20 protein-coding genes and 1 riboswitch are annotated in these 17,026 nt (G+C 70.9%); of the genes, 12 read left to right on the forward strand and 8 right to left on the reverse strand.

Features of this window, described 5'->3' with window-relative positions:
* The first annotated feature begins 229 nt into the window (after nucleotides 1-229).
* Nucleotides 230-1,066, forward strand: coding sequence for a class I SAM-dependent methyltransferase (locus Q0283_RS04950; protein ID WP_183530396.1), 837 nt, complete (start codon nucleotides 230-232; stop codon nucleotides 1,064-1,066).
* Nucleotides 1,067-1,077: 11 nt separating this feature from the next.
* On the opposite strand, the gene Q0283_RS04955 is transcribed toward Q0283_RS04950, so the two are convergent.
* Nucleotides 1,078-1,422 (reverse strand): hypothetical protein, encoded by a 345-nt coding sequence (locus Q0283_RS04955; RefSeq protein WP_298043418.1) that lies wholly within the window; start codon nucleotides 1,420-1,422, stop codon nucleotides 1,078-1,080.
* A gap of 154 nt (nucleotides 1,423-1,576) precedes the next feature.
* A riboswitch (glycine riboswitch) is annotated at nucleotides 1,577-1,675 on the reverse strand.
* A gap of 198 nt (nucleotides 1,676-1,873) precedes the next feature.
* Here Q0283_RS04955 and Q0283_RS04960 point away from each other — a divergent pair.
* From Q0283_RS04960 to Q0283_RS04990, 7 genes are all read left to right on the forward strand, one after another.
* The gene (locus Q0283_RS04960) at nucleotides 1,874-2,521 is read left to right on the forward strand and encodes a phosphoribosyltransferase (protein ID WP_183530392.1); all 648 of its coding nucleotides are present in this window, start codon (nucleotides 1,874-1,876) and stop codon (nucleotides 2,519-2,521) included.
* A gap of 106 nt (nucleotides 2,522-2,627) precedes the next feature.
* Complete coding sequence (locus Q0283_RS04965) at nucleotides 2,628-3,239, forward strand: dihydrofolate reductase family protein (RefSeq protein WP_183530390.1); 612 nt, start codon at nucleotides 2,628-2,630, stop codon at nucleotides 3,237-3,239.
* A gap of 3 nt (nucleotides 3,240-3,242) precedes the next feature.
* Nucleotides 3,243-3,812 (forward strand): dihydrofolate reductase family protein, encoded by a 570-nt coding sequence (locus tag Q0283_RS04970; protein ID WP_183530388.1) that lies wholly within the window; start codon nucleotides 3,243-3,245, stop codon nucleotides 3,810-3,812.
* Nucleotides 3,813-3,915: 103 nt separating this feature from the next.
* Nucleotides 3,916-5,727, forward strand: a complete 1,812-nt coding sequence (locus Q0283_RS04975; protein WP_298043422.1) for an ABC-F family ATP-binding cassette domain-containing protein — start codon at nucleotides 3,916-3,918, stop codon at nucleotides 5,725-5,727.
* 13 nt (nucleotides 5,728-5,740) lie between these two features.
* On the forward strand, nucleotides 5,741-6,289 hold the full coding sequence (locus Q0283_RS04980) for a maleylpyruvate isomerase N-terminal domain-containing protein (protein WP_183530384.1): 549 nt from the start codon (nucleotides 5,741-5,743) through the stop codon (nucleotides 6,287-6,289).
* 165 nt (nucleotides 6,290-6,454) lie between these two features.
* Complete coding sequence (locus tag Q0283_RS04985; protein ID WP_183530382.1) at nucleotides 6,455-6,859, forward strand: phage holin family protein; 405 nt, start codon at nucleotides 6,455-6,457, stop codon at nucleotides 6,857-6,859.
* Nucleotides 6,860-6,899: 40 nt separating this feature from the next.
* Nucleotides 6,900-7,487 (forward strand): potassium channel family protein, encoded by a 588-nt coding sequence (locus tag Q0283_RS04990; RefSeq protein ID WP_221243899.1) that lies wholly within the window; start codon nucleotides 6,900-6,902, stop codon nucleotides 7,485-7,487.
* Between the two features lie 32 nt (nucleotides 7,488-7,519).
* On the opposite strand, the gene Q0283_RS04995 is transcribed toward Q0283_RS04990, so the two are convergent.
* Nucleotides 7,520-8,008, reverse strand: a complete 489-nt coding sequence (locus tag Q0283_RS04995) for a DUF1269 domain-containing protein (RefSeq protein ID WP_183530380.1) — start codon at nucleotides 8,006-8,008, stop codon at nucleotides 7,520-7,522.
* Nucleotides 8,009-8,279: 271 nt separating this feature from the next.
* Between Q0283_RS04995 and Q0283_RS05000 the strand changes: the two genes are divergently transcribed.
* A complete protein-coding gene (locus Q0283_RS05000) occupies nucleotides 8,280-9,251 on the forward strand; it encodes a hypothetical protein (RefSeq protein WP_298043427.1) in 972 nt (323 codons plus the stop codon).
* 184 nt (nucleotides 9,252-9,435) lie between these two features.
* Here Q0283_RS05000 and Q0283_RS05005 read toward each other — a convergent pair whose 3' ends face one another.
* The 3 genes from Q0283_RS05005 to Q0283_RS05015 form a co-directional block, all read right to left on the reverse strand.
* The gene (locus Q0283_RS05005; RefSeq protein ID WP_183530376.1) at nucleotides 9,436-10,068 is read right to left on the reverse strand and encodes an alpha/beta hydrolase; all 633 of its coding nucleotides are present in this window, start codon (nucleotides 10,066-10,068) and stop codon (nucleotides 9,436-9,438) included.
* Nucleotides 10,065-10,586 (reverse strand): VOC family protein, encoded by a 522-nt coding sequence (locus Q0283_RS05010; RefSeq protein ID WP_183530374.1) that lies wholly within the window; start codon nucleotides 10,584-10,586, stop codon nucleotides 10,065-10,067. Before Q0283_RS05010 ends, Q0283_RS05005 begins: the two co-directional genes overlap by 4 nt.
* Before the next feature lie 99 nt (nucleotides 10,587-10,685).
* Entirely contained in the window at nucleotides 10,686-10,838 is a 153-nt protein-coding gene (locus Q0283_RS05015) for a hypothetical protein (RefSeq protein ID WP_298043432.1), read from the reverse strand.
* Nucleotides 10,839-10,934: 96 nt separating this feature from the next.
* On the opposite strand from Q0283_RS05015, the gene Q0283_RS05020 reads away from it, so the two are divergent.
* Nucleotides 10,935-11,444, forward strand: coding sequence for a MarR family winged helix-turn-helix transcriptional regulator (locus tag Q0283_RS05020; protein ID WP_298043434.1), 510 nt, complete (start codon nucleotides 10,935-10,937; stop codon nucleotides 11,442-11,444).
* 153 nt (nucleotides 11,445-11,597) lie between these two features.
* On the opposite strand, the gene Q0283_RS05025 is transcribed toward Q0283_RS05020, so the two are convergent.
* Nucleotides 11,598-12,050, reverse strand: coding sequence for a DoxX family protein (locus Q0283_RS05025; RefSeq protein ID WP_298043436.1), 453 nt, complete (start codon nucleotides 12,048-12,050; stop codon nucleotides 11,598-11,600).
* Between the two features lie 458 nt (nucleotides 12,051-12,508).
* On the opposite strand from Q0283_RS05025, the gene Q0283_RS05030 reads away from it, so the two are divergent.
* Both Q0283_RS05030 and Q0283_RS05035 read left to right on the forward strand, forming a co-directional pair.
* Nucleotides 12,509-13,645: a VIT1/CCC1 transporter family protein gene (locus tag Q0283_RS05030; RefSeq protein ID WP_298043438.1), complete on the forward strand. Its 1,137-nt coding sequence runs from the start codon at nucleotides 12,509-12,511 to the stop codon at nucleotides 13,643-13,645.
* Nucleotides 13,646-13,770: 125 nt separating this feature from the next.
* On the forward strand, nucleotides 13,771-14,655 hold the full coding sequence (locus Q0283_RS05035; protein ID WP_298043441.1) for a sugar nucleotide-binding protein: 885 nt from the start codon (nucleotides 13,771-13,773) through the stop codon (nucleotides 14,653-14,655).
* Between the two features lie 102 nt (nucleotides 14,656-14,757).
* On the opposite strand, the gene Q0283_RS05040 is transcribed toward Q0283_RS05035, so the two are convergent.
* Together Q0283_RS05040 and Q0283_RS05045 are read right to left on the reverse strand one after the other, a co-directional pair.
* Nucleotides 14,758-15,417: a GntR family transcriptional regulator gene (locus tag Q0283_RS05040; RefSeq protein ID WP_298043443.1), complete on the reverse strand. Its 660-nt coding sequence runs from the start codon at nucleotides 15,415-15,417 to the stop codon at nucleotides 14,758-14,760.
* 246 nt (nucleotides 15,418-15,663) lie between these two features.
* A complete protein-coding gene (locus tag Q0283_RS05045; RefSeq protein ID WP_298043445.1) occupies nucleotides 15,664-17,001 on the reverse strand; it encodes an MFS transporter in 1,338 nt (445 codons plus the stop codon).
* Nucleotides 17,002-17,026: the final 25 nt, after the last annotated feature.

Below are 17,026 nucleotides of genomic sequence, written 5' to 3' on the forward strand. Positions count from 1 at the left end.
TCCAGTGTAGTCAGGGAGGGTCGCCGGACCGGAGGAGATCAGGTGGTCCCCGGCCCCCCGTCCCGGCCCTTCCCGGGGCCCAGCCCGCGGGGAGGGCAGCGCCTCGTTCCTGTCTGCCGGACGCCCCCGGTGGGATACTGGTGCCGCATGACCCGCCACCGGTGGGTGGGCATCCCCGCCCTGGCGAGCCGGCCGTCCAGCACATCCCAGTGACTCCGGAGAACCCGTCATGAGCCAGACAGCAAGCCAACCCGGTGCCGACCGCGACCTGAAGTCCAGGCACCGCACCATGTGGGCCTCGGGTGACTACCCGGGCATGGTCGAGACGTGGTTGCTCCCCCTCGGGCCGAGACTCGTCGAGGCAGCCCGCGTCACCTCCGGCCAGCGCGTCCTGGACGTCGGTGCCGGCACGGGCAACGCGTCCCTGCCGGCAGCGGCCACGGGGGCGAGGGTCACCGCCGTCGACCTCACTCCCGAGCTGCTGGACGCAGGGCGGCTGCGCGCCGAGGCGCAGGGGTTCGACCTGGAGTGGGTGGAGGCCGACGCCGAGCACCTGCCCTTCGAGGACGCCTCCTTCGACGTGGTGATGTCCTCGATCGGCGTGATGTTCGCCCCCCACCACCAGGAGGCCGCCGACGAGCTCGTGCGCGTGTGCCGGCCCGGCGGGACGATCGCCCTGCTGAGCTGGACGCCCGAGGGCGTGGTGGGCGGGCTCTTCCGCACCATGAAGCCCTTCGCCCCGGCGCCCCCGCCCGGAGTGCAGCCGGCGCCGCTGTGGGGCACCGAGGAGCACCAGCGCGCCCTGCTGGGTGATCGGGTGGCGGTGGACTCCGCCAGCCGGGGCACCCTCGAGGTCACCGCCTTCGGCACGCCGCGCGAATTCGCCGAGCATTTCAAGGCGTCCTACGGCCCCACGATCACCGTCCGCAGGAACGCCGAGGGCGAGGGCCGTGCCGAGGAATTCGACCAGGCGTTCCAGGCCTTCTTCGACGAGGCGAACGTGGGGACCGAGGACCGGGCGCGCTTCGAGATCGAGTACCTGCTGACGGTGGCCACCCGGAGGTAACCGAGGCCGGCCTACCCCGGGACGGTGACGTTCCGGATGGTCATCTCGACGGTGTCGAAGGTGAGGTCGAGCATGGCCTCGAGCTGTTCGCGGACTCCGACGACCACCTCCGTGGTGCGGGTGACGTCCGCGTGGGGGGACAGGAAGCACTCGATCCACAGCCGCGGTGCGCGCCGGGGGCCGTCGATGCGGACGAGGGCGTCCTCGACGTCCCGGTGCGTCATCAGTCCGGTGGCCGCGGCCTGGGCGATCTTGGCGCACCGTTGCTCCGCCGCGGCGCCGGGGCCGGTGGGGCGGCCGGCCGGGGAGGCCTCACCGCCCGGGGTGAGACCGGGCCATGCACGTGCATTCGTCATCCGGGGAACTCCTGGGGTCTGCGATCGTTCTCGCGTCGTCTGTAGGTTCCTCCCCGATCTGTTGCGCGGCCTGAGAGTTTCCATCCCACCCGGGCGGGGCGGGACTTGCTCCTTCGGCGAGCACGGCGAAGACCGCGCTACTTTCCAGATGTGCCTCGGTGCGGCGGTGCGGGGGCCTGAGAGTTTCCCGGGAGGAATTGCTCCTACGGCGCCCGACCGGTGGTGCCGGACGGGACTCTCCCGCCACACCTCAACGGCAACGGCTATTCTGCTGTGATTGCGATCACAGTGTAGTCAGGCATTTGATTTGTATACAAAATATGCCGTGAATCTCGTCACACGGGGTCATCCGGGCCGTTGCCGGGAACGCCGGGTGGTCGGGGGCCCTTCCAGTGCCACGACCGGCGCGCCTACGCTGGGGGCGACCCACAGCCCATCCCAGGGAGGGGACGTGCCGGAATTCCAGGACAGATACGACGCCGGTGCCCAGCTCGCAGCGCGGCTCGCCCCGCGCTGGGCCGGGCACGCCGACGTCGTGGTGCTGGGCCTGCCCCGCGGCGGGGTGCCGGTCGCGGAAGTGGTGGCCCGGGAACTGCGCGCACCGCTGGACGTGATCATGGTCCGCAAGCTGGGGGTGCCCTCCTACCCGGAGCTCGCGATGGGTGCCATCGGTGAGCAGGGCGTCCGGCTCCAGGACGAGGGCACCATCCGGCACTTCGGGGTCACGCAGGAGCAAGTGGCGCTGGTCGAACGCCGCGAGCAGCAGACCCTGGACCGCCGGGCGCGGCTCTTCCGTGCCGGCCGGGAGCCGCTGGACCTCACGGGCAAGACCGCGATGATCGTCGACGACGGCATCGCCACGGGCTCCACCGCCCGGGTGGCCTGCAGAGTGGCCCGGGCCCTCGGGGCGGCGCGCGTGGTGCTGGCCGTGCCGGTTGCCTCGCGGACCACCGTGGACTCGATGCTCATGAGCCGCGAGGCCGACGAGATCGAGGTACTGGCCACCCCCCGGGGCTTCCGGGCCGTCGGGGCCCACTACCGGGACTTCGCCGCCGTCGACGACGAGACGGTCGCGGCGATCCTGTCCCGCGGTAGCTGAACCCCGGCCCGTCGCGACCGGGTGTTCCCGGACGCGACGGCCCTCCCTACTGTGGGACGAGGAGAGGGCGCCAGCGACCCCTGCGGCGCCGACGGAAGGACCATCCATGCGCATCGTCATCACGCAGAACATGACCCTGGACGGGCGGATCGAGATGCTCGACGACTGGTTCGACCCCGCCGACCAGGACCCGGAACTGGTCGGGGAGATGCGGCGCCAGACGGCCGGCGAGGACGTGCTGCTGCTGGGCCGGCAGACCTTCGAGGACCTCCGCGGCTACTGGCCGCACCGGGCGGATGACACCACCGGAGTGGCCGAGGCCCTGGACCGGGCGGACAAGCGCGTGGTCTCCGCCACCCTGACCGACCCGCAGTGGGAGAACACGACCGTCATCGGCGGCGACCCCCTCCAGGCCGTCCGGGAGCTGCGGCGGCAGGACGGCCGTGACGTGGTCGTCACCGGGAGTATCCACCTGGCGCACACCCTGATCGAGGCGGCGCTGGTGGACGAGTTCCGCATGTTCACCCACCCGGCCTGGCAGGGCCGCGGGCGGTCCTTCTTCCCGGACGGTTTCGATGCCCCGCGGCTGCGGCGCATCGACGGCAAGGTCTTCCCCCACGGGGTGGTGTACGCCGCCTACGAGCTGGCCGGACTGGCCCACGGTGACGGTCCCGGGGGCACCGCGCTCGCCGGACTCGGCTCGGAACAGGAGGACTGAACGATGGGCAAGCTCATCTACTCGGTGATCGCCTCCCTGGACGGGTACATCGCCGACGAGGCGGGGGACTTCTCCTGGGCCATGCCGGACGCCGAGGTGCACCAGTACGCCAATGACGAGCTGGCCGGCGTCGCCGTCCACCTCTACGGACGCCGGACCTACGAACTGATGACCCCGTGGGAGAACGACCCGGAACTGGCCGCGTCCGCACCGGTGACCGCCGAGTTCGCGCGGGCATGGCAGCGGGCGGACAAGGTGGTCTACTCCTCGACGCTGGACAGGGCCAGCACCCGGCGCACCACGCTGGAACGTCACTTCGATCCCGCGACCGTGCGCCGGCTGAAGGCCGAGGCGGCGGGCGACCTGCTGATCGGTGGTCCGACCATCGCCGCCTATGCCCTGCGCGCCGGGCTCGTGGACGAGGTCAGCCAGGTACTGCTGCCGATCGTCATCGGCGGGGGACTGGCGGTGTTCCCGGCCGGGCTGGGCCTGGACCTCGAGCTCATCGGTGAGCAGCGGTTCGCCGGCGGGGCCGTGGCCCTGAGGCACAGGGTGGACCGGATACGGGACTGAGCCGTACCCTTGACTGCCATGAGGTCCTGAGTCCCCTCCGTCCCGCGCCCGAGGCTGCGTCCGAGCCGCCCGGCGGGATCCGACCGACCGCCCCAGGACCGTCATGACCTCCTCGACCCCTCGTCCCTCGCGGCCCTCTGCCGCACGGCTGGCCGCCGCCTCGACCCTCAGCGGCGCCGATCACCTCGTGGTGGACGGCGTCTCCCGGTCCTTCGCGGACCACCGCGTCCTGACCGACATCAGCTTCACCGTCTCCTCGGGTGAGCGCGCCTGTCTCATCGGTGAGAACGGCACCGGCAAGACCACCCTGCTGCGCATCATCGCCGGCCTCGACGACGACCACGCCGGCCGGATCAGCGCGCCCGGCAGCACCGGGCTCTATCACCAGCAGCCGGCCTTCGAGCTGACCCTGTCCGTGGAGCAGGTGCTGGCCCAGGCCACCGCGCCGCAACGGCACCTCGTGGAGGAGGTCGCCCGGCTCGCGGAGGCGCTCGCCGTGGGGCAACGGCCGCCCGGTGACCGGCTCGTGACGGCCTATGACCGCGCCCTGGCCGAGGCCGCCCGCACCCGGGCCTGGGACGTGGGGCACGTCGTCGACCGGGTCGTCGAGGGCCTGGGCCTGGCCGGGGTCCCCCGGGACCGGCGGGCCGGTGAGCTGTCCGGTGGCCAAGTGTCCCGGTTGTCGCTGGCCTGGCTGCTGCTTCGGCGCCCGGACACCCTGTTGCTGGACGAGCCGACCAATCACCTCGACGACCGCGGCACCGCCCTGCTCGTAGACCTGCTCGCCGGTTGGTCCGGACCGGTGCTCATCGCCAGTCATGACCGCGCCTTCCTCGACGAGGCGGCCACCAGCCTGCTCGACCTGGATCCCGCCCCGGGGCTCCACCGGGACGCCGGTGCGGCCGGCGGGGACGGGGACGGTGCGGACGGGAACGGCGGGGGTGCCGGTGTGGGCGTCACCCGGTTCGGCGGCACCTACACCCAGTACCTGCTGCACCGGATCGATGAGCGTGCCCGCTGGGAACGGCGCTACCGGGAGGAACAGGATGAATTGCGGCGGCTGCGGCGCCAGATGGCACAGAACCACACGGTCGGCCACGCGGACCGCCCGCCGCGCACCGAGGGGAAGATGGCCCAGAAGTTCTACTCCGACCGCAACGCCACGGTCGTGCGGCGCCGGGTCAACGACGCCGCCACCGCGCTGGCCCGCCTCGAGCGGGCCCAGGTCCGCAGGCCCCCGCCCGTGCTGCGCTTCACCGGCCTCGCCGCGGCCACGGCGGGAGGCGGGCCGGACGGCCGCGGTGACCGGCCGGCGTCGTCCGCACCGGTGCTGGCGGCCACCGGGGTGGGACTCGCCGGGCGGCTCGCCCCGGTGTCCGTGGCGCTGGGCGCGCGGTCCCGGTTGCTGGTCACTGGCCCGAACGGGGCGGGCAAGACCACCCTGCTGCGGATCCTGGCCGGTGACCTGGAACCCGACGCCGGCTCGGTCTCGGCCCGGTCCGACGGGGCCGGGGGGCGGTCGGTCGGGATGCTCGGCCAGGAACCCAGGACCATGGACCCGGACGAGACCGTGGCGGAGGCGTACCGGGCCGCCGTCGGCATCGAGACGGCCGAGCGGGTGCCCCTCGGCACGTTCGGACTGCTGACCGCACGAGACGAGGGCCAGCCGGTGGGCGTGCTGTCCGTGGGGCAGCGCCGGCGCCTGGACCTGGCCATGCTGCTCGCCGATCCGCCGGAGGTGCTGCTGCTGGACGAGCCGACCAACCACTTCTCGCTGCTGCTGGCCACCCGGCTGGAGGCCTCGGTCCCGGACTACCCGGGCGCCGTGGTGATCGCCAGCCATGACCGTTGGCTGCGCTCGGGGTGGCGGGGGGAGCGGCTGGAGCTCAGCCTTCCCAGTGGGCCGGGGAACTGAGCACAATATCCTCATGAGCACACTCGCCGAGACCTGGGGCCGTCATTCCGAACCACTGACCGACGTCATCAACTCCGTCACCGACTGGCAGGCGCAGAGCCCGTGCGAGGGCTGGACCGCCGCGGACATCGTGGACCACCTGATGCAGAGCCACCGGGAGTTCATGGGCCGGCAGGGACGCGAGATCCCGCTGGTGCCCGGCACCCCGGCCGAGCAGTGGAACCACCACGTCGCCGCCATGTCGGCCCTGGTCGGCGACGAGGACCTGGTGTCACGGCCCCTGGAGACCCCCTTCGGTGACTCGACGGTCGGCCAGGTGCTCATGGACTTCTACGGGATGGACCTGATCGTGCACCGGTGGGACCTGGCCACCTCCCAGGGACAGGACCACCGGCTCACCGAGGAGGAACTGGCCGAGGTGGACGCCGCCGTGGACGGTTACGGTGAGGCGGCCTATGCCCCGGGCATCTTCAAGAAGGGGGTCGAGGTGCCCGCAGATGCCTCCCGCCAGGAACAGGTTCTCGCCCGGACGGGCAGGACGGTCCGGGCGGACCACCGCTGAACGGTGCCGGGCCGGGGGACCGAGCGGCTGGCCCTTGACCACGGTCGCCACCGGGTCTCTCATGGAGTCATCAGAGGGGCTTGCGCCACACGTCTGAACAGCGGGCCGCGACCGGCGCAAGCCCAGGGGGCCGGGACCCAGGAACAGGGGATCACCATGATTCGCATGCTGCTTCAGGCCGTCATCAACGTGGTGATGGCCGCCATCGGGCTGCTGCTGGCCGGATCGCTGATCGACGGCGTCACGCTGCAGCCCTCCGGGTTCGTCGTGGCCGTGCTCGTCTTCGTGATCGGGCAGGCCGTCCTGGGCCCGTTCGTGTTCAACATGGCCCGGCAGTATGCGTCGGCCATCCTCGGCGGCGTGGGCCTGGTGTCCACCCTGCTGGCCCTCTGGATCGCGACCCTCTTCCCGGAGGGACTGGTCATCTCCGGCGTCACGGCCTGGGTCCTGGCCACCCTGCTGGTCTGGATCGTCACGGCTCTCGGTACGTGGATCCTGGGCTACCTCGTGCTCACCCGCTGGTGGGACAAGAGGGTCGAGAAGAAGAACATCCGCCGGGCCGTGGCCTGAACGCCACCACCTGGCGCGGGCCACAGGGCACGGACCGTCCATGAGCGTGCTCGGGGCGCCCGCCGACTGGCCGCGGTTACGACCGTGGACGCTGCTGCGGCCGATCCTGACCGGGGCGGCCCTGCTGACTGTCTACTACCTGCTGCCCCTGGACCGCGGCGGCAGCCTCACCTGGTTCGTGGTGGGTCTCACCGCCCTAACCGTGCTGGTCATCTGGCAGGTTCGGGCCGTGATGAACGCACCGTCGCCGCGGTTGCGCGCGGTGGAGTCGTTGGCCACCTCGATCCCGCTGTACATCGTGCTGTTCGCCGGCTCCTACTACACGATGTCCGGACGGGACGCCGACGCCTTCACCGAGCCGCTGGACCGCACCGACGCCCTGTACTTCACCATCGCCACGTTGGCCACGGTCGGGTTCGGGGACATCGCCGCGGTCTCGGAACCCGCACGGGCCGCCGTCATCGTGCAGATGGTGACCGGGGTGGTGCTCCTCGGGGTGGTCATCAAGGTCTTCCTCGGAGCGGTGCAGATCGGCCTGCGCCGTGCCCAGGGCGCACCCGCTGCACGGGACGACGGTCCCTCGAACCCCGCCGCCGATCCCGATGACGGGGCCCCTCCCCGGGCGTGAGGGAGGGAGGAGGGACAGGGACGGTGCGGTGGTCACTCCGGGGCGAAGGCCTGCCGAAGCGCGTCCTCGTCCTCACGGCTGAGGTTCGTCTCCACCAGCTCGAACCTGGTGCCGGCGAAGTGCTCCGTCACCCGGTCCATGACCGCGCCACTCGTCAGCAGGAACAGCGCCGACGTGCCCGGGGTCACCGTCTCACGGATGCGCTTGATGAAGGAGTCGTCGATGCCCACATCGGCCAGGGAGCCGCTGAGCCCGCCTACCGCGGCACCCACTGCCGCGCCCAGCAGGGGCACGAAGAAGATGAGGCCGAAGAGGAATCCCCAGAATGATCCGCCCAGGGCGCCCACGCCGGCCATGTTGTGCAGTTGACGTGTCTTGGGCTTCTTGGCGTCGGTTGCCCAGGAGACGACCGCCGCGTCATGTACCTTGATGAGCTCCTGGGACTGCAGGTTCAACAGAGTGCTCTCCGCCTCCTCCGCCCCGGTTTCACTGTCGAACTTCCATACGGTAAGCGTTGCCACAGCAGGACCTTTCGCCACGGGAGGTCCCGGAGGTCGAGACCCGCCCCCATCCTGCGCCGGTGCGTGGGGGCACGTCTACGGTCCGGAGGCCTGCTTCTCTCCCCGGGGGCGTCCGGGCCAGGGGCGGTGAGGCCTGTGGGGCTCCCGGGGCGTGAGGGGCCGGTGCGCGGGGGCGGACCCTGTCCGGGTTGCTAGTGTTAGCAGCTGGTTGCTAACTTTGTTAACGCAGGCAGGGAAATTGCTGCCATATGCATCAACATAAGGAGACATCATGGCTGCTGACACCAACAACGCCACCCCCACCGCCGCCCAGGCCAAGGCCAACGAGGCCGCCAACAAGGCGAACGTCGAGCAGGCCAAGGCCAAGGCCGCCGCCGAGCAGGCCAAGACCGCCGACGACGCCAAGGCCAACGCCGAGCAGGCCAAGGCCAACGAGGCCGCCAACAAGGCCAACGTCGCCCAGGCCAAGGCCAAGGCTGCCGCAGAGCAGGCGAAGACTGCCACCGAGTCGACCAAGACTGCTGCCCCCGCCAAGGCCGCCGCCCCCGCCAAGGCCGCCCCCGCCAAGGCTGCTCCGGTGAAGGCCGCCTCCGCCAAGGCTGCTCCGGTGAAGGCCGCCCCCGCCAAGGCCGCTCCTGCCAAGGCTGCCGCTTCGGCCAAGGCTGCCGCTCCAGCCAAGGCCGCCCCGGCCAAGGCTGCCGCTCCCGCCAAGGCTGCGGCTCCTGCCAAGGCCGCCCCGGTCAAGGCTGCCGCTCCTGCCAAGGCTGCCGCCCCGGCCGAGGCCGCTCCCACGAAGACGGCTGCCCCGGTCCAGGCTCCTGCCCCGGTCCAGACGGTCGCTCCGGTGCGGACCGTTGCTCCGGTCCCGGCCGCCGCCCCGGTCGTGAAGACTGCCGAGCCGGCCCAGCAGAAGGCCGCCGAGCTCGTGGAGCAGGCCACGCAGCGGTTCGAGGAGAACTCTGAGCGTGTGGCCGAGCTGGCCCAGGAAGCCGCCCAGCGCGCCGGGGACAACGCCGAGCGCCTCCAGGAGATCAACTCCGCCGTGGTCGATTCGTCGAAGACCGTCAGCCGCGTCGGTGTGGACACCTACCAGGCCGCAGCCAAGAACGTCTTCGACCTGCAGCGCCAGATGGTTGGCGCCGCTCGGGTCGCATGGGTCCGCGACGCGGCAGCCACCCAGATCCAGTTCGCCGAGGATGTCACCAACGCGTGGGCCAGGGCCGCCCGCGAGCTGCTGAAGTGATGTGAACGGTGCGCGAGCCTGGTCTCGCGTACCGGTGCCAGAGGGTCCTGCCGATTCCGGCAGGACCCTCTGGCGTTTCGATGACGGGCCACCGCCGCGGGTCTGATGCGGTGAGAAGCCTGTGGATCAGGACGTCGCCGTCCCGCAGGGGTGGCCCGGTCGACAGCGAGGGGCCCCGGTCGCGTCAGTCCCGCAGCAGGTCGGAGATCCAGTCGCCGAGCCCGGTGATCGTGTCGGTGGTGATGGCGTGGCCACCCGGGTCGCGGCGGGCGGTGGCGGAGGCCCCGGACTCGGTCAGCAGGTAGTGCCAGGTGCGGTCCAGGAGCTCCCGGGGGATCACCGTGTCCGTCTCGCCCTGGGCGACGTAGACCGGCACCCCGGCCAACCGGGACGGGGAGGTCGGGACGCCGGCGTCGAACGGCAGTGTCCCGTACAGGATCGCTGCGCCGGCGAACCGCTGGGGATCGGCCAGCAGGAGCCCCCCGGCGAAGGCGGCGCCGCCGCTGAAGCCGACCAGGATCACCGGACGCCCGGCCGGGGCCACGTCATCGAGCCAGAGCCGGAACCAGGCCATGACCTCGTCGAGGGACTCGGCGAGCGGGCGGCCGATGCCGCGGTTGGCAAACCAGGCGTAGCCGTTCCCGGAGCGGATCGGGGCACGGACGGCGGTGTACACCGCGCCGGCGGGAAGGTGCCGGGCCAGGTCGATGATGCCGGTCTCGTCGGCACCGCGGCCGTGCAGCAGCACGACGAGCGGACGGTCGGCCGCGTCGGGTCCGTGCCAGGTGACGGTGGGAGCGTCGAAGGCCCCGCTCACGTGCGGTCCTCCGCGGCGTCGATGGTGATGCGGCCGGCGGTGCCCACCCCGGCCCAGCGCTCGAGTTCGGCGTCGAGCTCGAGGGGCTCGACCGGGGCGGCGTGCTCGTAGGCACCCCAGTACTGCCGGGGCAACATCCACATCAGTTCGAACTCGTTGCCGTCCGGGTCCGCCCCGTAGATGCTCTTGGTGGCACCGTGGCTGGACTGGCCGGTATAGGCGTCGGCCTCGATCAGTGCCTGGCGCGCCTGGGCGAGTTCCTCGATGGTGTCCAGTTGCCAGGCCAGGTGGTAGAGCCCGACCCCGCCACGCGCCGTGGGCGCCGCGCCGGAGCCGAGGCCGAACAACCCCAGATCATGGTGATTGCCCGATCGGGGCAGCCGCAGGAACGCGGCGTTGGCGTGGGGCTCGCGGGCGGCGACCTCCATTCCGAAGACCTCGGTGTAGAACCGCTCGGCCCGCTCCAGGTCGGTGACGAACAGGACGGCATGGTTCAACCGGACGAGTGAGAGGGACATGGGATCAGACTCTTTCTGAGGTGGGGGATGCGAGGGGCCAGTCGTTGTCCGCCTCAGGGGTGAGCCTGCGGACCAGCGGGGGTCCCGCTGGATTCAGGGTCAGGCGGTGACGGCGAAGCCGGCGGTCCAGGAGACCTTCCCGGCGGCGGCCAGGGTGATCTGCAGGATGCCCATGACCTCCAGTTCCCGGGTCCGGGCTGCCCCCGCGTCGATCGAGGGCAGCCCGGTGCGGATGATCCTGGGGGTTGCCACGGGAGCTTTGGAGGTCGTTGGTTGTTTCTACAAGTAAGACCGTAGCACGATACACTTGTAGAGACAACTATTCATGCATGGTGAAGGAGGGTCGTGATGGCAGAGGAGCCCTGGCTGACTGGGGACGAGCTGGCCGCCTGGGTACGCCTGGTGGCGGTGGTGGAACTGCTTCCGGGGGTGCTGGACGGCCAGTTGCGCCGGGACGAGCACCTCATGCACTTCGAGTACTTCGTGCTGGCCATGCTCTCCGAGGCGCCCGAGCACACCCTGCAGATGCGGGACCTCGCGGCGCGGACCTATGCCACCTTGCCGCGGTTGTCCCATGTGGTGCGTCGGCTCGAGGAGCGCGGGCTGGTGGCGCGCGCTCCCTGCCCGGGGGACGGCCGGGCGATCAACGCGTCCCTCACCCAGGCGGGGTGGGCCGCGGTGCGGGCTGCCGCCACCGGGCATGCGGCCACCGTGCGCGAGCACGTCTTCGACGTGCTGAGTCTCGAGCAGGTGGGTCAGCTCAAGGACATCACCACGGCAATCCTGTCCCGGCTGGACCCGGACGAGCGCTTGGCCGTCGCGTACACCCGCTACGATCACGGACCCTCCCGGCCCTGAATGTCGTCACCTGGAGGCGTGTGAGGTCTGTCGGCGCCGGCCCGGTTCGGCCCCTGGTCGGCTCTTCGGCCGTTCCCTCCGACGGCAACGGCGCCCGGTATCCGCGGGGGCGGGTACCGGGCGCCGTCACTGTGGCGTGTCAGCGGTCGTCGCTCAGGCGAGGGCCGCCAGCGCGGGGTTCTGGCTGCGTCCGAAGATCCGGGCGTCAAGGGAGAGGCGGCCGGCTCCGGCCACGGCCAGGGCGGCTGCCCCGGCTGCGAGCACCAGGACGAACTCGTATCCGCCCTGCTCCGCGAAGAGGCCGGCGGGGGCGTGGACCAGGAACAGGGCCCCGAGCATGTTCAGGGTCAGCAATGCCGCGACCGGGCGGACCAGGATGCCCAGGATCAGGGCGGCACCGCCCAGCAGCTCGAGGAAACCGACGGCGGGTGCGACCAGCTGCGCCGCCGGCACCCCCATCTCGGAGAAGGCCGCCTGGGTGCCGGGGACGGTGTACTCGAAGATCTTCTGCCAGCCGTGGGCGAAGAAGACCACGCCGAGGGCGAGGCGCAGGATGGTGCGAGCCAGGGTGGACCGGGTGACGGGGGAGGAGGCCTGAGAAGTCATGGAGTCGTTTCTGTTGATCTGTGCACTGTCGGGGCAGCGGCGAGGAAGCCCCGCCGCCCAATTGCTTATAGCTTCAACCAATACGATACCCGCAGACTGGTTGTAGCGTCAACTACCGTCATCCTGGCAGCGACGGGGCCCGCCGTGGGGGCCCCAGAGGGTTTGACCGCCTTCCTCGTCCGGGTGTTTCGGCGGGTGGTGCATCTCTCGTTACCTGCCCCCCCTCACCCGGGTGATCTGTCGGTAGACTGGTCGGGCCGAAGGGGAGTAGTTCCCGCCCGCCCCGTCAGGGGTGGTTGAAGCGGTGCGTCGACATGCTGGCCTCCTTGTATGGGAGGCCCGGCGCCCCACCCGGACCGTGCGTCCGGGCGAGCGAGACCTTCGGCCAGACACTGCTCTGGCCGAGGTCTACCCGAATGGGTACGGGCATCGGTCGGGGCCCTGCCTTGAGGAACTCGATGCATACTCCGGACGACTCCACCACATCCGCCTCCTCCGTAGACGAGCCGACGCGGGATCAGGTCCGGCGCTGGCGGCGGTACTTGGCCGATGAGATCGCCGAGGGGCAGATCTACCGGCAGATCGCCCACCGCAAGCACGGCCCCGAGCGGGACATCCTGCTCGGGCTGGCCCAGGCCGAGCGCCGTCACGAGGAGCACTGGCGGGCCCTGCTGGGCGAGCACGCCCACCACCTGCCACCGCCCTCCCCGCACCGGGTGCTGTTGCGCTGGCTGGCCAAGGTCTTCGGCTCGGTGTTCGTACTGGCCCTGGCCCAGCGGGCCGAGTCCGACTCCCCCTACGCCAAGGACCAGCACGCCACCGCCGCCATGGTCGCGGACGAGGCGATCCACGAGGAGGTCGTCCGGGGCCTGGCCTCCCGGGGCCGGGAGAAGCTGGCCGGGGGCTTCCGGGCCGCGGTGTTCGGGGCCAACGACGGCCTGGTGTCCAACCTGGCCCTGGTGCTGGGCATCGGTGCCACCGGGGTCGCCCATGAGGTGGTGCTGTTCACCGGGATCGCCGGACTGCTGGCCGGGGCCCTGTCCATGGCGGCCGGGGAATTCGTCTCCGTGCGCTCCCAGCGCGAACTGCTCGAAGCATCCTCGCCCACCCAGGTCACCCTCGAGGCCGCCGAGCACCTGGATCTGGGCCAGAACGAACTGGTGCTGGTCTACCGGGCCCGGGGCATGGCCGAGGAGGATGCCGTGCACCGCGCCCAGGAACGCCTGGGCTACTTCGACTGCGACTGCAATCCCTCGTTCTCGGCACGCCCGGACGGCTCCCAGGGCCCTGTCGACCGGTCCGGGGACTATGAGGAGATCGGCAGCCCGTGGCACGCCGCCGGGTCCAGCTTCCTGTTCTTCGCCTCCGGGGCCATCATCCCGGTCATCCCCTACCTGTTCGGCATGTCCGGGATGGGCGCCATCGTGGTGGCGGCGGTGTTGGTCGGGATCGCACTGCTGTTCACCGGCGGGGTGGTCGGACTGCTCTCCGGGGCCTCGCCCCTGAAGCGGGGACTGCGCCAGCTGGCCATCGGCTACGGTGCGGCCGCCGTCACCTACGTGCTGGGCCTGGCCTTCGGCACCACCGTGGCCTGACAACGACAGTCGCGGCCTGAGCCTGACCTCAGGAATGGAGATCCGGTGCGGCAACTGGGCCGCGTGCTCGTCATCGCCACCGCCGAGCGCACCCAGGCGGGCCGTGGCCGAGGCAGACTGGGAACATGCCTGACGCACTGACAGCCCCGCACGGCCCACCCGGTCGGATCCTCCTGGTCGGTTGCGGGAAGCTGGGCACCCGCCTGGGGCAGGACCTGACGGCAGTCGGCTGGGACGTGTTCGCGCTCCGCCGGGACACGGCCTCCCTGCCTGCCGGGTTCTCCGCTCTCGCCGTCGACCTGCGCGAGCCGATCCGAGATGCCCTGCCGGACGTGGATGCCCTGGTGATCACCCTGCCCCCCGGGACGCAGGACCCCGGAGGCCAGCCGGACGGTTACCGCGCCTCGCTCCACCACCTCGCCGCGGCGCTGCCCAGCGTGCCACGGCGGGTCGTGTTCGTGTCCTCCACCCGGGTGTTCGAGGGGTATACGGACGGCCGGGTGCTCACCGAGGCGGACGCGCCCGCCCCGGTCACCGCACGCGGCCGCGCGCTTCTCGACGGAGAGCTCCTGGCCTCCGACCTGTTCGGCGCGCATATCGTCCGACCGGCTGGTATCTACGGGCCCGGCCGGACGATGCTCGTGCGGAACGTCATCGAGGGCGCGCCGGTCCAGTACGCCAGGCGTACCAACCGCATCCACGAGACCGACCTGGTCCGCACCCTGGAGGCGCTGCTCGTCGCGGCGGATCCGCCGCGCCTCCTGCACGCCGTCGACCAGGGCCCAGTCCCGCTGGGCGAGGTCGTCACCTATATCGCCCGCCAGCTGGGACTCCCGGCGCCCCCGAGGGCCCAACCGGAGCTCGCCAGCGGCACCATCCTCAGCGGCGCCCGCCTCCTCGGTCTGCTGGGCGCCTTGTCGTACCCGACCTTCGAGACCGGATACGCCCACCTCATAGCCACCCGCCCCGACGGGGCGGTTTCCCGGCCCCAGGACGGCTTCGATCGCTGAACGGCCTGTGGCCGTGGTCGCCTCCGCGACCTGAGCGACCACGGCTGACGCAGGGGGAGAGCAGCCCCCGGAGGGGGATGTCCCTCTCTCCCGGGCTGGGTGTCAGGAGACGAGGTTGGTGGCCGCTTCGGCCATGTGCGCGAAGACGACCTCCGACGCCTCGGCGGGATTGCCGGTGGTGATGGCATCGACGAGGGCGGCGTGGCGGTCTACCTTCATGTTCCCCACCGCCTTGTCCATGCCCGCCCACATGAACGACATGCGGATGGAGCCTTCCAGCGACTTCCAGGTGTGCAGGAGGGTGCTGTTCCTGCTGAGCTGGCACAGGGTGCGGTGGAAGTCGAGGTCCGCCTCGATGCGTTCCTCCAGCGAGTCGTCGGCGGTGTCCTCCATGTGCTGGACCGCCTTGCGGAGGACCGCGACAGCCTCGTCGCGGTCGTCGCTCTCGGCCAGGGTGCGGACTGCCAGGGCTTCCAGGGCGGCGCGCACCGAGAAGATGTCCTGGATCTCCTTGGTGTCGAGGGTCCGAACGGACAGCCTTCCGCGCGGTCCGGCCTCGACGAGTCCTTCCTGCTGGAGTTGGCGCATCGCCTCACGGAGGGTGCCGCGGCTGATCTGCAGCTGCTCCGACAGCTCGGTCTCGACAAGGTGCGTGTCGGGAGGAAGCTCTCCGGAGGTGATGGCACGGCGCAGGGCGGTCAGGGCCTGTTGACGCAGGTTCGTCTTCGCCAGTCCTGCAAGGCCTGCTGTCTGGATGCTCATGTGTGGTCCTTGGCTGGGGGCGCGGGAGGGGACGTATTGTTCCGATCATACGAGCCCGTCGACTGTTGACCGAGGGATGGCGGATGGCGGGGGCCGAAAGACGCCCCCGCGGGGGCGGTCTCTGGGATGTTCCCGGGGTCGTCGGCGGAGGAACGGGAGGAGGCCAACCCCGTGCAGTGGGCTGGCCTCCTCCAGGCCTCCTCGGATCCGGGCCGTGACGGCGCTCCGCCGGACCCGGGGAAAAGGTCAGGCGTGCGCCGGGGCCGGTTGGGTGGCGGCGGCTTCCTCGGCCAGGCGGCGCTCCGTCGGTCCCCAGGTCTCCCGGGTGACCAGGGCGGCGATGAGACCGATGACGGCGTAGGTGGAGAACAGCAGGGCCGGGCCCATCCATCCCAGCCAGATGTACAGCAGGGTGGTGATGAAGGGGGTGAAGCCGGAGACCATGGCCGAGATCTGGTAGGCCAGGGACGCCCCGGAGGAGCGGGTCTGTGCCTGGAAGAGCTCGGGGAACCACGGTCCCTGGACCCCGGCCAGGGAGTTCTGGCAGACCGCGTAGGCGATGACGATGGTCACGAGGATGAGGATGAACATCCCGGTGTTGGCCATCAGGAACATGGGAATGCCGAAGGCGGCGGCGAAGGCGCAGGCGGCAATGTAGACCGGGCGCCGGCCGACCCGGTCGGTGAGCCGGGCCCATCCCATGGTGGCGAAGATGCCGATGCCGGCGGCCACGCAGAGGGCCGTGAGGGTCTCGACGTTGGTGGCCAGTTCGTTGGTGTGCAGGTAGGAGATCATGTAGGTCACCGACACCGCGTAACCGGCCGTCTCGGCCACACGCAGGGCGATGCCGCGCACGATATTGCGCCAGTCGTCCTTGATGACCTGGAGGATCGGATTCTTGACGATCGCCCCGTGCTCCTTGACGTCGTCGAACACCGGGGACTCCGGGACCTTGGCACGGATGATCAACCCGACCGCCACGAGCACGATGGAGGCCAGGAAGGGGATGCGCCAGGCCAGGCTGCCCTCGAGGTTGGCGCTGGCCAGGAAGACCAGGTTGGCCAGCAGCAGTCCGACCGGGAAACCGGCCTGGACGATGCCGGTGAACTTGCCCTTGGCCTTCCAGGGGGCGTGTTCATAGCTCATCAGGATGGCCCCGCCCCATTCGGCACCGAAGGCCAGGCCCTGGATGACGCGAACCACCACCAGCAGGATGGGGGCCAGGATGCCGATCTGGGCGTAGGTGGGCAGCAGGCCGATGAGGAAGGTGGCCAGGCCCATGACGATGAGCGAGGTGACCAGCACCGGCTTGCGGCCGACCTTGTCGCCGAGGTAGCCGCCGATGATGCCGCCCAGCGGGCGGGCCGCGAACCCGACGCCCAGGGTGGCGAAGGACGCCAGGGTGGCGGTGACCGGGTCAGCGCCGGGGAAGAAGGCGGGGCCGAAGTACAGGGCGGCGGCGGTGCCGAAACCGATGAAGTCGTAGGTCTCGATGACCGCGCCCACGCCGGAACCCACGGCAACGCGCTTGGCGTCCTGGGTGCCGTGGACCGGCCCGCGCATCTGGAGCGTCTCAGTGCTCATCTCTGATCCTTAGTCTGTTGACTGT

The sequence above is a fragment of the uncultured Citricoccus sp. genome (assembly GCF_937871995.1).
In the GTDB taxonomy this organism is placed as follows: Bacteria; Actinomycetota; Actinomycetes; order Actinomycetales; family Micrococcaceae; genus Citricoccus.

What these genes read in the sequence shown, in the direction of transcription:
- Q0283_RS04950 (WP_183530396.1), top strand. Translation starts at nt 230, where the DNA reads ATGAGCCAGACAGCAAGCCAACCCGGTGCCGACCGCGACCTGAAGTCC.
- Q0283_RS05030 (WP_298043438.1), top strand. Translation starts at nt 12,509, where the DNA reads ATGCATACTCCGGACGACTCCACCACATCCGCCTCCTCCGTAGACGAG.
- Q0283_RS04975 (WP_298043422.1), top strand. Translation starts at nt 3,916, where the DNA reads ATGACCTCCTCGACCCCTCGTCCCTCGCGGCCCTCTGCCGCACGGCTG.
- Q0283_RS04955 (WP_298043418.1), bottom strand. Translation starts at nt 1,422, where the DNA reads ATGACGAATGCACGTGCATGGCCCGGTCTCACCCCGGGCGGTGAGGCC.
- Q0283_RS05010 (WP_183530374.1), bottom strand. Translation starts at nt 10,586, where the DNA reads ATGTCCCTCTCACTCGTCCGGTTGAACCATGCCGTCCTGTTCGTCACC.
- Q0283_RS05040 (WP_298043443.1), bottom strand. Translation starts at nt 15,417, where the DNA reads ATGAGCATCCAGACAGCAGGCCTTGCAGGACTGGCGAAGACGAACCTG.
- Q0283_RS04970 (WP_183530388.1), top strand. Translation starts at nt 3,243, where the DNA reads ATGGGCAAGCTCATCTACTCGGTGATCGCCTCCCTGGACGGGTACATC.
- Q0283_RS05045 (WP_298043445.1), bottom strand. Translation starts at nt 17,001, where the DNA reads ATGAGCACTGAGACGCTCCAGATGCGCGGGCCGGTCCACGGCACCCAG.
- Q0283_RS04985 (WP_183530382.1), top strand. Translation starts at nt 6,455, where the DNA reads ATGCTGCTTCAGGCCGTCATCAACGTGGTGATGGCCGCCATCGGGCTG.
- Q0283_RS04980 (WP_183530384.1), top strand. Translation starts at nt 5,741, where the DNA reads ATGAGCACACTCGCCGAGACCTGGGGCCGTCATTCCGAACCACTGACC.
- Q0283_RS05035 (WP_298043441.1), top strand. Translation starts at nt 13,771, where the DNA reads ATGCCTGACGCACTGACAGCCCCGCACGGCCCACCCGGTCGGATCCTC.
- Q0283_RS04990 (WP_221243899.1), top strand. Translation starts at nt 6,900, where the DNA reads ATGAGCGTGCTCGGGGCGCCCGCCGACTGGCCGCGGTTACGACCGTGG.
- Q0283_RS05020 (WP_298043434.1), top strand. Translation starts at nt 10,935, where the DNA reads ATGGCAGAGGAGCCCTGGCTGACTGGGGACGAGCTGGCCGCCTGGGTA.
- Q0283_RS04965 (WP_183530390.1), top strand. Translation starts at nt 2,628, where the DNA reads ATGCGCATCGTCATCACGCAGAACATGACCCTGGACGGGCGGATCGAG.
- Q0283_RS05025 (WP_298043436.1), bottom strand. Translation starts at nt 12,050, where the DNA reads ATGACTTCTCAGGCCTCCTCCCCCGTCACCCGGTCCACCCTGGCTCGC.
- Q0283_RS05000 (WP_298043427.1), top strand. Translation starts at nt 8,280, where the DNA reads ATGGCTGCTGACACCAACAACGCCACCCCCACCGCCGCCCAGGCCAAG.